We start from the raw sequence: 13,769 nt of genomic DNA, 5'->3' as shown, positions 1-13,769 counted from the left end.
ATGGCCATGTGTCATACCTTGCCATGAGCTAACGTATCAGGCGTGTAGCTGCGGACAGCGATTAGTTCTAAAAGGCCATCCATGTTTAACTTGAACGTGCAATCAAGTTAAACCGGTGGTCCGCTGCCCGCTCACAACAGGAGGCTAACCCTTGCCGAATCCGCTCTTTTTGATCCCGTTTTACCTCTATAAGGTGCACATCCAATGAGTGTACCGATCACGTCCGAGACGTCCTCGATCCGCATGAATCCGCCGGTGTTCTACTTTGCCGCGGCGTTTATCCTGATCTTCGGTGTGGTGGTCATCGCCATGCCTGCCGCTGCTGGCGAATGGCTGTTGGCCGCACAAAACTGGGCGGCCAACACGGTCGGCTGGTACTACATGTTAGCGATGACCCTGTATCTGATCTTCGTGGTCGTCACCGCCTTGTCCGGCTACGGCAAGATCAAGCTCGGTGCCGACCACGACGAACCCGAGTTCAGTTACCTGTCCTGGGCGGGGATGTTGTTCGCCGCCGGGATCAGCATCACGCTATTTTTCTTCTGTGTGTCCGAACCCCTCACCCATATGCTCAACCCGCCGCAGGGCCCGGCCGGCAATGCCGAGGCTGCGCGCCAGGGCATGCAGCTGCTGTTCCTGCACTGGGGCCTGCACGGTTGGGGTGTGTTCGCGTTCGTCGGCATGGCGCTGGCCTACTTCGCCTACCGGCATAACCTGCCGCTGGCGCTGCGCTCGGCGCTCTATCCGTTGATCGGCAAACGTATCAACGGGCCTATCGGTTATGCGGTGGATGGTTTCGGCATTATCGCAACAGTGTTCGGCCTGGGCGCCGACATGGGTTTTGGGGTGCTGCACCTCAATTCCGGCCTCGATTACCTGTTCGGCATGCCCCATACCCAATGGGTACAAGTAGGCCTGATCACGCTGATGATGGGTGCCGCAATTCTGGTGGCCATTGCCGGTGTCGACAAGGGCGTGCGGGTAATGTCCGACATCAACATGCTGCTGGCCTGTGCCCTGCTGCTGTTTGTGTTGTTCGCCGGGCCCACCCAGCATTTGCTCAACACCCTGGTGCAGAACATCGGTGACTATCTGGGCGCGCTGCCCACCAAGAGTTTCGATGTGTATGCCTATGACAAGCCAAGTGACTGGCTGGGCGGCTGGACCGTGTTCTATTGGGCCTGGTGGATCGCATGGTCACCGTTTGTGGGCCTGTTTATTGCGCGTATTTCCCGCGGCCGTACCATCCGCGAGTTCGTGTTCGGCGTGCTGCTGATCCCGCTGGGCTTTACCCTGGCGTGGATGTCGATCTTCGGTAACAGCGCCATCGACCAGGTGCTCAATCACGGTATGGTTGCTCTCGGCCAGTCGGCCATCGACGACCCGTCGCGCACGCTGTACCTGCTGCTTGAGACCTACCCGTGGAGCAAAACCGTTATCGCGGTCACGGTGTTTATCAGCTTCGTGTTCTTCGTGACCTCGGCCGACTCTGGCACCGTGGTGCTGTCCACCCTCTCGGCGCGTGGCAACAATGCCGACGAAGACGGGCCAAAATGGCTGCGGGTGTTCTGGGGTGCAATGACCGCGCTGGTCACCAGTGCGCTGCTGTTCTCGGGCAGTATCGATGCGCTGAAGTCAGCGGTGGTGCTGACCTCGTTGCCGTTCTCGCTGATTTTGCTGCTGATGATGTGGGGCCTGCACAAGGCGTTCTACCTTGAGTCGCAGAAGAAGATTGCGCAGACTCATTCCCTGGCGCCGGTTTCGCACTCGCGTCGTGGTGGCTGGCGCCAGCGCTTGAGCCAGGCCGTGCACTTCCCGTCGCGGGATGAGGTGTATCGCTTTATGGACACCACCGTGCGCCCGGCGATTGAAGAAGTGAGTGCGGTGTTCCGGGAGAAAGGGCTGAATGTCATCACCCAGCCGGACCCGGCCAACGACAATGTGAGCCTGGAAATCGGCCATGGTGATGAACATCCGTTTATCTATCAGGTGCAGATGCGAGGTTACTTCACGCCGTCCTTCGCCCGGGGTGGCTTTGGCAAAAAGGAGCAACTGCGCAACCGCCGTTACTACCGAGCTGAAGTGCATCTGGCCGAAGGCAGCCAGGACTACGACCTGACGGGCTACACCAAAGAGCAGATCATCAACGACATCCTCGATCAGTACGAGCGCCATTTGCAGTTTTTGCATATGGTGCGCTGACAGGCAAGGCCCGCCTGCAATGGGCGGGCCTTGATTAAGGTTGATTCTGGCTAGTCGCTACGCTCACTGCGTCTTGCATCCGAAAAGCCGAAAATGTGTGTGGGAACGAGCCTGCTCGCGAATGGCCCTCGCGAGCAAGCTCGCCCCCACAGTTAAGGTCGGTATTTGCAGATCTATCGCGCAGTTGTGAGGGATCGGGCTGAGTGAGGCCTGAGGGCGATTTTCAGGCACAAAAAACCCCGAAGGGCTTACGCCGTTCGGGGTTGTGGATCAGCCATGATTTACAACTTGGCGATAGACACTTCAGTGGATTTTACAAAGGCGATCACTTCGCTACCGACCACCAGTTCCAGCTCCTTGACCGAGCGGGTGGTGATCACGGAGGTCACGATGCCCGATGCGGTCTGTACGTCGATTTCCGACAGCACGTCGCCCAGCACGATTTCCTTGATGTGGCCTTTGAACTGGTTGCGAACGTTGATGGCTTTAATGGTCATGGTGTCGATTCCTGTCTTGGGATAGAAAGTAGGTTTATTGCGCCCAGCGCAGTTGCGTAGGCAGCGGTGCAACGGGTTCCGGCTCAGGTGGCGAGCCAGGCAGTGCAAGAACACGGTTCAGTACTTCGGTTTCCAGTGCAGCCAGGCGATGCGAGCCGCGTACCCGTGGGCGTTGCAGGTCGACCGTGAGGTCCAGCCCTACCTGGCCGTCCTCAATCAAAATCACCCGGTCAGCAATCGCGACCGCTTCGCTCACGTCATGGGTCACCAGCAATACGGTGAAACCATGCTGGCGCCACAGGCGTTCAATCAGTTGCTGCATTTCGATGCGGGTCAGGGCATCCAGCGCGCCCAGCGGCTCGTCGAGCAGCAGCAGGCGCGGTTGGTGGATCAGGGCGCGGGCCAGGGCCACACGCTGCTTCTGCCCGCCCGAGAGCGCGGCTGGCCATTCATTGGCGCGTTCGGCCAGACCGACTTCTTCCAGTGCCTTGAGCGCTTTGGGGCGCCAGTCGCCTTTAAGGCCAAGGCCTACGTTGTCGATGACTTTTTTCCAGGGCAGCAGGCGCGCTTCCTGAAACATCAAGCGTGTGTCTTCGCGCGCCTCTTGCAGTGGCGCACTACCGGCCAGCAACTGGCCTGCTGTTGGCTGATCCAGCCCGGCCAGCAGACGCATCAGGGTGCTTTTGCCGCATCCGCTGCGGCCCACGATGGCAACAAACTGCCCCGCCGGGATATGCAGGTTGATATCACGTAGCACCAGGCGCTGGCCGAAGGCCTTCTGCAGGCCATTGATGGCCAGCGGGATGCCCTGGCGCAAACGAGGGGGTTGTTGAGCTGTCATGCTGCACCGCCTTTAACCACTTGATACGCCGGGTGCCAGCGCAACCAGATGCGCTCCAGCCCCCGGGCTGCGGTGTCGGCCAGTTTGCCGAGCACTGCGTACAGAACAATCGCCAGCACCACCACGTCGGTTTGCAGGAACTCCCGGGCGTTCATCGCCAGGTAGCCAATGCCGGAGCTGGCGGAGATGGTTTCGGCCACGATCAACGTCAGCCACATAAAGCCCAGGGCAAACCGCACACCCACCAGGATCGACGGCAGCGCGCCCGGCAGAATCACCTGCCAGAACAGGCTGAAGCCGGACAGACCATAGTTGCGCGCCATTTCCACCAGCGCCGGGTCAACGTTGCGGATGCCGTGGTAAGTGTTGAGGTAGATCGGGAATAAAGTCCCCAGCGCCACCAGAAAAATCTTCGCCGACTCGTCGATACCGAACCACAGGATCACTAGCGGAATCAGCGCCAAATGCGGCACGTTGCGGATCATTTGCACCGAGCTGTCGAGCAGGCGTTCGCCCCATTTCGACAACCCGGTGATAAAGCCCAGCGCCAGACCGATGCTGCCACCGATCACAAAGCCAAGCCCGGCGCGCCAGCCGCTGATGGCCAGGTGTTTCCAGATTTCGCCACTGCGCACCAGCTCGACCCCGGCCGTGATCACGGCACTGGGCGCGGGCAGGATGCGTGTCGACAGCCAGCCCGCTGACACGGACAACTGCCACACCGCCAACAGCAAGACCGGCAAGGCCCAGGGCGCCAGGGTGTGACCGATGTTTTTGAGGCCCGAGGCCTTGCCTGAACTCATGGCGACCTCAGCTCTGCGACGCGGCTTTAGGGAGGATGTCATTGGCGACCATTTCGCCGAACGGGCTCACGTAGCCAGCGCTTTTTGGCAGTTCCGGGCGTTCGATATCCAGATGCGGGAACAGCAGTTCGGCCACGCGATAGGACTCTTCCAGGTGCGGGTAGCCGGAGAAGATAAAGGTGTCGATACCCAGGTCGGCGTACTCCTGAACCCGTGCGGCCACGGTCGGGCCATCACCGACCAGCGCTGTGCCGGCGCCGCCACGCACCAGGCCAACCCCTGCCCACAGGTTGGGGCTGACTTCGAGGTTGTCGCGGCTGCCACCGTGCAGGGCGGCCATGCGTTGCTGGCCAACCGAGTCAAAGCGCGACAGCGAAGCCTGGGCGCGGGCGATGGTGTCGTCGTCCAGGTGGGAGATCAGTTTGTCGGCGGCTTTCCATGCCTCTTCGTTGGTTTCACGCACAATCACATGCAAGCGGATGCCGAAGCGCACAGTGCGGCCCAGCTTGGCGGCCTTGGCCCGTACCTGCTCGATTTTCTCTGCAACGGCGGCCGGTGGCTCGCCCCAGGTCAGTACCATCTCCACTTGTTCGGCAGCCAGATCCTGCGCTGCTTCGGACGATCCACCGAAATACAGCGGCGGACGCGGTTGCTGGATCGGTGGGTAGAGCAGCTTGGCGCCTTTGACGGTGATGTGCTCGCCGTCGTAGTCCACGGTTTCGCCTTCGAGCACGCGGCGCCAAATGCGGGTGAATTCCACCGACGCTTGATAGCGCTCTTCGTGGCTGAGGAACAGGCCATCACCGGCCAGTTCTTCCGGATCACCGCCGGTGACCAGGTTGAACAGGGCGCGGCCGCCGGACAAACGGTCCAGGGTCGCTGCCTGACGCGCCGCCACGGTTGGCGAAACAATACCGGGGCGCAGGGCTACCAGAAATTTCAGACGCTGGGTCACGGGGATCAGCGATGCCGCCACCAGCCATGAGTCTTCGCACGATCGTCCTGTCGGAATCAGTACCCCGCCAAAGCCCAGGCGGTCAGCAGCCTGTGCGACTTGTTGCAGATAACCGTAGTCGACGGCGCGGGCGCCCTCGGAGGTGCCAAGGTAATGGCCATCACCGTGGGTAGGCAGGAACCAGAAAATATTGAGGCTCATGGAGTGGTCTCCTAATTAGGGGCAGCAAGCGTTAGTTGGCTTTGGCCAGATTGGTCGGGGGCGTCCAGATCACGTCTTTCACAACCAGCGGCTTGGGTATCAGCTTGAGCTGGTAAAAACTGTCAGCGATTTTTTGCTGTGCATTGACCACTTCCGGAGTCAGGAACTGTGCGCCGTAGCCCTGGCGCTTGACCGCCGTAAGGGTGATTTCAGGAGACAGGCCCAGCAGTGGCGCGACTTGTTCAGTCACGTCTTCAGGGTGGGCCTTGGCCCATTCGCCAATATTGCGCACTTCATCGACCAGGGTTTCGATCACCTTGGGGTGCTGTTCGGCGTAGGGCTTGGTGGCCAGATAGAACTGATGGTTGTCAGCGATACCGCTGGCGTCACGCAGGGTGCGCGCTTGCAGCTGTTGTTCGGCAGCGGCCTGGTACGGGTCCCAAATCACCCATGCATCGACACTGCCACGCTCGAAAGCAGCGCGGGCATCGGCGGGTGGCAGGAACACGGTCTGGATATCGCTGTATTTCAGGCCGGCGTCTTCAAGGGCACGTACCAGCAGGTAGTGCACGTTGGAGCCTTTGTTGAGCACAACCTTTTTGCCTTTGAGGTCTTGCACCGATTTGATCGGTGAATCCTTGGGCACCAGGATCGCTTCGCTGGTGGGAGCTGGCGGCTCGTAGGCGACGTAGAGCAGGTCAGCACCCGCAGCCTGGGCGAACACCGGCGGAGTTTCGCCGGTCACGCCGAAGTCGATGGAGCCTACGTTCAGGCCTTCCAGCAGTTGCGGGCCGCCGGGGAATTCTGTCCATTGCACGTCTACGCCCTGCTCTGCCAGACGCTTGTCCAGCGTGCCTTTGGCCTTGAGCAGCATCAGCGTGCCGTATTTCTGATAACCGATGCGCAGGGTATCGGCTTGAGCCTGGGTAACAGCGCCGAAGGAAACAGCCGCAGCTAACAGTGCGACCAGACCACGACGCAAAATGACAGGGCGCATGGCGCTCTCCTTTTTGTTGTTCGGGATTCGGGTAGCACCTGCTGGGCCGTTAGCGGTTCAGTAAGGTGGTGGAGCTTTTATCTGTGGGAAAAATGCTGTCTCAGATGCTCCAGCGAGCCGTCACCAGGCGCTCGTTGAGGATGCTCGGGTCCAGAGGCTTGGGGCGACGCGCCAGGGCGCTGTAGAACTGTTCGAGTGACTCTTGCAGGCGCTGTTGCAGAATCGGCACCAGTTGCGCTTGTGCGCCACCTTCGCCGTAAGCGATCTGGCTGTCTTCGGCAAAAATACCGTGGAGCATTTCCTGGGCCTTGAGTGCCGACAGTACCGGCTTGAGGGCGTAGTCCACGGCCAGCATGTGGGCGATGCTGCCGCCGGTAGCGATGGGCAGAACCACTTTGTGGCTCAGGGCGCGTTCGGGGAGCAAATCGAGCACGGTTTTCAGTGCGCCGCTAAACGAGGCTTTGTACACCGGGGTCGCAATCACCAGGCCGTCGGCGTTTTCGATTTGTTGCAGCAGGTCGATGATTTTCGGGCTGTCGAAGCGTGCGTGCAGCAAGTCCTCGGCCGGAAAGTCGCGTACCTGATAGCTCACTACTTCAACGCCTTGCTGGTTGAGCCAGCGTTTGGCGTGGTCCAGCAACACTCCTGAGCGGGAACGTTGGCTTGGGCTTCCTCCGAGTGTCACGACCAGCATCTAGACGTTTCCTTGAATGAATATGTGCAATTCGCTGTAAGCGTTTTCGCTTTAGTGAACAGACCATAACAGGTGATTTATATATCTATAAATCATATTTATTCATTTGTTTATTCTTAAAACGCATATGCCTTTTTGTTAAATCGAAAGCAAAAAAAAGGCCGTCGAAACGGCCCAAAACCCTGTGGAAGACACGCTATATCTGTAGCAGCTGCCGAAGGAACGAGGCTGCTAAAGGAATTCTGGTGCTATTTATTGGGCTGCGGCGTCAGGCGCAGGTAGGGCTTCACGGCGCGGTAGCCCTTGGGGAAGCGACGCTTGATTTCGTCTTCGTCCTTGAGCGACGGCACGATCACCACCTCGTCGCCGTCCTGCCAGTTAGCCGGCGTCGCGACTTTGTGGCTGTCCGTCAGTTGCAGGGAATCAATGACCCGCAAGATTTCGTTGAAGTTACGCCCGGTGCTGGCCGGGTAAGTAATGGTCAGGCGGATTTTTTTGTTCGGATCAATCACGAACAGCGAGCGCACGGTCAGGGTGTCGCTGGCATTGGGGTGGATCAGGTCGTAGAGGTCGGACACCTTGCGATCGGCATCAGCCAGGATCGGGAAATTGACCACGGTGTTCTGGGTTTCGTTGATGTCTTCGATCCACTTGTGGTGCGAGTCCACAGGGTCTACCGACAGCGCGATGGCTTTTACGCCGCGCTTGGCAAACTCATCCTTGAGCTTGGCGGTGAAACCCAGTTCGGTGGTGCACACCGGGGTGAAGTCCGCCGGGTGCGAGAACAAAATGCCCCAACTGTCGCCCAGCCATTCATGGAAGTGGATCTTGCCGGCGCTGGAATCCTGTTCGAAATCGGGGGCGATATCGCCGAGTCTGAGGCTCATGGTGCAGCTCCTTTTTATAGGCAGTGGCAGGGCGTGTTGGAGTAACTCTGCATGCATCAGGAGATAATTAAAAAGAATAAATATCGATTTAATTAGAACTAAAAGAGATATTAAAAACAGTTTCATTGGACGCAACAATGCCCCGGGTCCACTGTGGACTCAGCATGGCAAGGGGAGCGGCAGGGAGCTGCGACTATTAATGTGTTGCGAATTGACCGTTCAGGTCTTCGGTAAACACCCTGCCCGGCATTGCGCCGGGCAGGATTTTTCTTACTTTTGTACTAAATCACGCTTACAACAACGGGATCGAGTAGCTGACGATCAGGCGGTTTTCGTCCTGGTCGCGAGTCGAAGCAATATCGTTGCGCCACATGGCGTTTTTCCACATGAAGCCGAGGTTTTTCAGCGCGCCTTCCTGGATAACATAAGCCACGGTGATATCGCGTTCCCACTCGGAAGCGCCATTGCTCACCTGCTTGCCACCGCTGTAGGTGTCGATATTGTCGCCGCGCAGGTAAACCGCGCCCGCCGTCAGGCCAGGTACGCCCACTTTGGCGAAGTCATACGAGTAGCGTGCCTGCCAGGTGCGTTCGCCAGCACGGGCGAATTTCGAGATCTGCATATCGGTAGGGATGTAAGCCGACGCGCCGTCGCCCTGGTTCAGGAACGGGAAGTCGCTGCTGCCGTTGCTAACCTGATAACCGCCACCGAAGGTGTGGCCTTCAACTGTGTACAGGAACAGGCCGCTGATCAGGTTGTTGTCGACCTTACCTTTGCCGCTGGCCTGGCCCTGATAGCTGCCGGATGTGTAGTAAGCAGGGTCGTGGCCGTTCTTGCCATCGTCGGTGCTGTTGAAGTAGCGCAGGTCAGATTTCAACACGCCCGGGCCGATGGACCAGTTGTGTACCAGACCCAGGAAGTTTTGCTTGTAGAAATTTTCCAGGTTGCCGTAGTAGTACTGCAGCAACAGGTCTTTGTTCAGTTTGTAGTCAACGCCGCCGTAGTAGAACTTGTTGACGAACTTGCCTTTGCTGTAGTCCGAACCACCGTTGGCGCCGGCAATCGACAAGCCTTCGTTGTTGCTCGAGTTACGGCCCTTGGCGTGCTCGATCTGGCCGCCGGTGAAGGTCAGATCCTTGAACTCGCTGGAGGTGATCTGGCCGCCTTGGAAGGTTTGCGGCAGCATGCGACCGTCGTTGCTGACGATAACTGGGAGTTTTGGCTGCAGGGTGCCGATGCGCAGTTCGGTCTGGGAAACTTTGGCTTTTGCGGTCAGGCCCAGGCTGGAGAAATCGTCTACAGCGTGGTTGCCATCGCTTGGGAATACCGAGCCGCCGTAACTTGTGCCGTTAGGGTTGCCGTGTTTGGCAGTGCTGGAGTCAAGCTTGACGCCCAGCAGGCCAATGGCATCAATACCAAAACCGACTGTGCCCTGGGTGAAACCCGAGGCGAAGTCCAGCTGGAAGCCTTGGCCCCATTCAGCGGTGTAGTTGGAGTTCTTCGGCGCACCCGAATCACGGTTATCGTTGTTGATATAGAAGTTACGCAGCTTCAGCGTTGCCTTGCTGTCTTCGATAAAGCCGGCAGCGCTTGCTTGTTGTGCCAGCAAACCTACGGCCACAGCGATGGCCAAGGTGGACTTGTTCATTGTGTTGCTCCTTTGCGTTTCTAATTTTTGTAGTTCTTTAGCCCCGGATCTGATGTCCGGGTGCTACAGATGCGCGATTAGCGCCAGACGGTGACCGCCAAGTCAATCGTAACCAACCATGTCTACGACCTTTGTCTAGTCATCCGTCGTTTGTGCGCAGATTAATGGCTATTTAATAAACCTAAAAAGAATTGTTTCTGATCTTTTCAGATCAAATAGGCATAAAGAAGGGTTTCTCCTACATGCGCGCGTGGGAATGCTATCGGTCTTTTGTCTAATTTATAAACATAATTTCATGAATCTTTTAATAGCCTTTGGTTCTTAAACCTTCGACCTAATCACCTGCCGGTGAAAACGCCGTAGCAGTTATTGCGCGGGCACGTGTCTGCATGTTGCAGAACTACATAAGCTAATGCTTAAAAGTTATTTATTTACTGATTCTTAGATCATTTAACCTCGCATCCAGCCGATATCCGGCCACCTGCCGAGGAGCTTCCTGATGAAACTGCACTCTCCCCTACGCCTTTTGGCTGCTTTGTCTCTGGCGGGTGCCAGCTTCTTCGCGCAGGCTGCCAGCTCGGATGTCACCGTGGCTTACCAAACCACCGTTGATCCGGCCAAAGTCGCCCAGGCCGACGGTGCTTACGAAAAAGCCACCGACGCCAAGATCAACTGGCGCAAATTTGATAACGGCGCAGATATCATTGCCGCCATCGCCTCGGGTGATGTGCAGATTGCCTACCTGGGTTCCAGCCCGCTCACCGCAGCCGTGACCCGTAACGTACCGGTCGAAACCTTTTTGATCGCCACTCAGTTGGGCGGATCTGAAGCGCTGGTTGCCCGCAACGGCTCGGGTATCAACGGCCCGCAGGATCTGGTCGGTAAAAAAGTGGCCGTGCCATTTGTGTCTACCGGTCACTACAGCCTGCTGGCTGCGTTGAAGCACTGGAACATCGACCCTTCGAAAGTACAAATTCTGAACCTGGCGCCACCGGCCATCGTCGCTGCGTGGAAGCGGGGTGATATCGACGCTACTTACGTATGGGACTCGGCTTTGGGCACCGCCAAAGAGAACGGCAAAGTGCTGATCACCTCGGGCGAACTGGGCAAGCTCGGCGCGCCGACTTTTGATGCCTGGATCGTGCGCAAGGATTACGCCGCCAGGCACCCTGAAGTGGTCAAACAGTTCGCCAAAGTGACCCTGGATGCCTACGCCGACTACCACAAGGATCCAAAAGCCTGGCTGGCCAATCAGGGCAATATCGACAAAGTCGTGAAGCTTTCGGGTGCCAAGGCCGCCGATATCCCGCTGTTGTTGCAAGGTAACGTCTACCCGCTGGCCGCTGACCAGGTGGTATTGCTGGGAGCTCCAACTACCAAAGCCCTGGCCGACACCGCTGCGTTCCTGAAAGAGCAGAAAAAGGTCGATGCCGTACTGCCGGACTACGCACCGTCGGTCAACGCCACTTTTGTAACTCAATAACCAACGCCGCTAAGGAGTCGACCGTCATGGCCTTGTTATCACTGGAGCGCATCAGCGCACAGTACCCAGGCGCCGCTGAGCCGGTGCTGTCGGATATTTCCGTCAGCCTCGGGCCACAGCAACTGCTGGTCGCACTTGGCCCGTCGGGCAGCGGCAAGACCTCTTTGTTGAACCTGATCGCTGGTTTCGTCGAGCCCAGCGCTGGTCGAATCACCCTCGATAATGTGCCCGTCCACGGCCCGAGCGCCGAGCGCGGTGTGGTGTTTCAGGACGATGTGCTGCTGCCATGGCAAGACGTACTGGCCAACGTGGCATTCGGGCTTGAACTGGCGGGTGTACCGCGCGACAAACGTGAAGCCCGTGCCCGTGAAATGCTTTCACTGGTGGATTTGTCCGGCTTTGAAAAACGCCGCGTGTGGGAACTCTCCGGCGGGCAAAAACAGCGTGTGGGCCTGGCCCGTGCGCTGGCTGCCGACCCTCGCGTATTGCTGATGGACGAACCCTTCGGTGCCCTCGACGCATTCACCCGTGAGCAGATGCAGGAGCTGTTGCTGCAAGTGTGCCGCCGCACCGACAAACCGGTGTTCCTGATTACCCACGACATTGAAGAAGCGGTGTTTCTGGCCACTGACCTGATTTTACTGGCGCCTAACCCCGGCCGCATCGTTGAGCGTTTGACCCTGGATTTTGGTCAGCGCTACAACGCCGGCGAGTCTGCCCGTTCGATCAAATCCGACCCTCGTTTTATTGAAACCCGTGAGCACGTGCTTGAGCGCGTGTTTTCACAACGCGGTGCCGCTCAGCGGCAGGAGCGCGCATGAGCAGTTATGAAGCAGTCGCAGCCGCCCCGGTTACTGCGCCCCACGCCCCGCGCCCGGCCAAGCGCAGCCTGAGCACACGCTGGATCAGTGTCCTGACACTGGTCACCCTGATCGCCGTGTGGTGGGCCGTTACCGCTGCCGGTTTGATCGAGCCGTTGTTTTTGCCGCCGCCCTCTGCCGTGTTGCAAAAAGGCTGGTTGCTGGCGACTACTGGCTACATGGACTCCACCTTGTGGCAGCACCTGGGTGCAAGCCTGAGCCGTATTGGCCTGGGTCTGGGCTTTGCGATCCTGACGGCGGTACCTGTGGGTATCGCCATTGGCCATAACCGCATTGCGCGGGGGATCTTCGACCCGCTGATCGAGTTCTATCGGCCAATCCCGCCATTGGCCTATCTGCCGCTGATCGTGATCTGGTGCGGTATTGGCGAGCTGTCGAAAGTGCTGCTGATCTATCTGGCGATTTTCGCCCCGATCGCTATTGCCACCGCCACCGGCGTGCGCACCGTTGACCCGGCCAAGGTCCGTGCTGCGCAGTCGTTGGGTGCGACGCGCTGGCAGTTGATCCGCCATGTGATTTTGCCGAGCGCCCTGCCGGATATCTTGACCGGTGTGCGTATCGGTCTGGGCGTGGGCTGGTCGACGCTGGTGGCCGCCGAACTGATCGCTGCCACCAGTGGCCTGGGTTTTATGGTGCAGTCCGCCGCGCAGTTTCTGGTGACCGATGTGGTGGTACTGGGGATTCTGGTGATTGCCATCATCGCCTTTGCCATGGAAATGGGCCTGCGCGCCCTGCAACGCAAGCTGGTGCCGTGGCACGGCCAGGCTCACTAACAACAGAACTCGACGCTGATTAATCGGCGCGCTGATAAAGAGATAGATCATGAGCCTGACCATTACCCCGATTAGCTCTGCCCTGGGCGCCCAGATTGATGGTGTCGACCTGACTCAACCGCTGAGCCTTGAGCACCGTGATGCCATCGAGCAAGCATTGCTTGAGCATCACGTGGTGTTCTTCAAGAACCAGTCGATTACACCGCAGCAGCAGGCACGTTTTGCCGCCCATTTTGGTGATCTGCATATTCATCCGATCTACCCCAATGTGCCGGAGCAGCCGGAAGTGCTGGTGCTGGATACCGCCGTGACTGATGTGCGTGACAACGCGGTATGGCACACCGATGTGACCTTTTTGCCGACCCCGGCCATGGGCGCGGTGTTGAGTGCCAAGCAGTTGCCGGCTTTTGGTGGCGACACCTTGTGGGCCGCCGGGATTGCAGCTTTTGAAGGGCTGTCCAAACCGTTGCAGGTGCTGCTTGATGGCTTGACCGCAACCCACGACTTCACCAAGTCATTTCCGCTGGAGCGCTTTGGCTCGACCCCGGAAGATCTGGCGCGCTGGGAGCAGACCCGCAAAAACAATCCGCCGCTGTCGCACCCGGTGATTCGCACCCACCCGGTAAGCGGACGCAAATCGTTGTTCGTCAATGAAGGTTTCACCACGCGCATCAATGAGCTGTCGGAAGCTGAAAGTGAAGCGATTTTGAAGCTGTTGTTCGCCCACGCCACTCGCCCGGAATACACCATTCGCTGGCGCTGGCAGGAAAACGACGTGGCGTTTTGGGATAACCGTGTGACCCAGCATTACGCCGTAGATGACTACCGCCCCAATCGCCGTGTGATGCACCGTGCAACGATTCTGGGTGACGCGCCGTTTTGATTTGATTGCGGAGTGAGCCTTTTG

Annotated in this window: 13 protein-coding genes; 5 read left to right on the top strand and 8 right to left on the bottom strand. The window is 58.4% G+C overall.

All coding sequences use genetic code 11. From position 1 onward, the window contains the following. Positions 1–204 precede the first annotated feature (204 nt). Positions 205–2,202 carry a choline transporter BetT gene (betT, locus tag CJU81_RS08460; RefSeq protein ID WP_095036236.1) on the top strand — a complete coding sequence of 666 codons (1,998 nt, stop codon included), beginning with the start codon at positions 205–207 and terminating at the stop codon, positions 2,200–2,202. A gap of 281 nt (positions 2,203–2,483) precedes the next feature. On the opposite strand, the gene CJU81_RS08455 is transcribed toward betT, so the two are convergent. The 8 genes from CJU81_RS08455 to CJU81_RS08420 form a co-directional block, all read right to left on the bottom strand. Beyond that, complete coding sequence (locus tag CJU81_RS08455; protein WP_003444581.1) at positions 2,484–2,699, bottom strand: TOBE domain-containing protein; 216 nt, start codon at positions 2,697–2,699, stop codon at positions 2,484–2,486. Positions 2,700–2,733: 34 nt separating this feature from the next. Then, positions 2,734–3,540 (bottom strand): aliphatic sulfonates ABC transporter ATP-binding protein, encoded by an 807-nt coding sequence (gene ssuB, locus CJU81_RS08450; protein ID WP_016782832.1) that lies wholly within the window; start codon positions 3,538–3,540, stop codon positions 2,734–2,736. Continuing rightward, positions 3,537–4,343 (bottom strand): aliphatic sulfonate ABC transporter permease SsuC, encoded by an 807-nt coding sequence (gene ssuC / locus CJU81_RS08445; protein ID WP_016782831.1) that lies wholly within the window; start codon positions 4,341–4,343, stop codon positions 3,537–3,539. Before ssuC ends, ssuB begins: the two co-directional genes overlap by 4 nt. Before the next feature lie 7 nt (positions 4,344–4,350). Further along, entirely contained in the window at positions 4,351–5,499 is a 1,149-nt protein-coding gene (gene ssuD, locus CJU81_RS08440; protein WP_016782830.1) for an FMNH2-dependent alkanesulfonate monooxygenase, read from the bottom strand. Positions 5,500–5,530: 31 nt separating this feature from the next. Continuing rightward, positions 5,531–6,496, bottom strand: a complete 966-nt coding sequence (locus CJU81_RS08435; protein ID WP_095036235.1) for a sulfonate ABC transporter substrate-binding protein — start codon at positions 6,494–6,496, stop codon at positions 5,531–5,533. A 100-nt stretch (positions 6,497–6,596) separates the two neighbouring features. Then, positions 6,597–7,190, bottom strand: a complete 594-nt coding sequence (gene ssuE / locus CJU81_RS08430; protein WP_095027739.1) for an NADPH-dependent FMN reductase — start codon at positions 7,188–7,190, stop codon at positions 6,597–6,599. 248 nt (positions 7,191–7,438) lie between these two features. After that, positions 7,439–8,077 (bottom strand): peroxiredoxin, encoded by a 639-nt coding sequence (locus CJU81_RS08425; protein WP_095036234.1) that lies wholly within the window; start codon positions 8,075–8,077, stop codon positions 7,439–7,441. A gap of 292 nt (positions 8,078–8,369) precedes the next feature. Further along, complete coding sequence (locus CJU81_RS08420) at positions 8,370–9,725, bottom strand: OprD family porin (protein ID WP_095036233.1); 1,356 nt, start codon at positions 9,723–9,725, stop codon at positions 8,370–8,372. Positions 9,726–10,224: 499 nt separating this feature from the next. Here CJU81_RS08420 and tauA point away from each other — a divergent pair, with 499 nt between their 5' ends. Genes tauA through tauD form a run of 4 tightly spaced genes read left to right on the top strand, consistent with a single transcriptional unit; the run spans position 10,225 to position 13,745 of the window. Then, the gene (tauA, locus tag CJU81_RS08415) at positions 10,225–11,208 is read left to right on the top strand and encodes a taurine ABC transporter substrate-binding protein (RefSeq protein ID WP_095036232.1); all 984 of its coding nucleotides are present in this window, start codon (positions 10,225–10,227) and stop codon (positions 11,206–11,208) included. Between the two features lie 26 nt (positions 11,209–11,234). Further along, a complete protein-coding gene (tauB, locus tag CJU81_RS08410; RefSeq protein ID WP_095036231.1) occupies positions 11,235–12,029 on the top strand; it encodes a taurine ABC transporter ATP-binding subunit in 795 nt (264 codons plus the stop codon). Then, positions 12,026–12,862: a taurine ABC transporter permease TauC gene (gene tauC / locus CJU81_RS08405; protein WP_095036230.1), complete on the top strand. Its 837-nt coding sequence runs from the start codon at positions 12,026–12,028 to the stop codon at positions 12,860–12,862. Before tauB ends, tauC begins: the two co-directional genes overlap by 4 nt. A gap of 49 nt (positions 12,863–12,911) precedes the next feature. After that, positions 12,912–13,745, top strand: a complete 834-nt coding sequence (gene tauD, locus CJU81_RS08400; RefSeq protein WP_086795579.1) for a taurine dioxygenase — start codon at positions 12,912–12,914, stop codon at positions 13,743–13,745. Positions 13,746–13,769: the final 24 nt, after the last annotated feature.

Source organism: Pseudomonas fragi (assembly GCF_002269505.1).
GTDB classification, from domain to species: Bacteria; Pseudomonadota; Gammaproteobacteria; order Pseudomonadales; family Pseudomonadaceae; genus Aquipseudomonas; species Aquipseudomonas fragi_D.
Note: the sequence above shows the minus strand (reverse complement) of the source record. Positions and strands in the feature narration are given on the sequence as shown.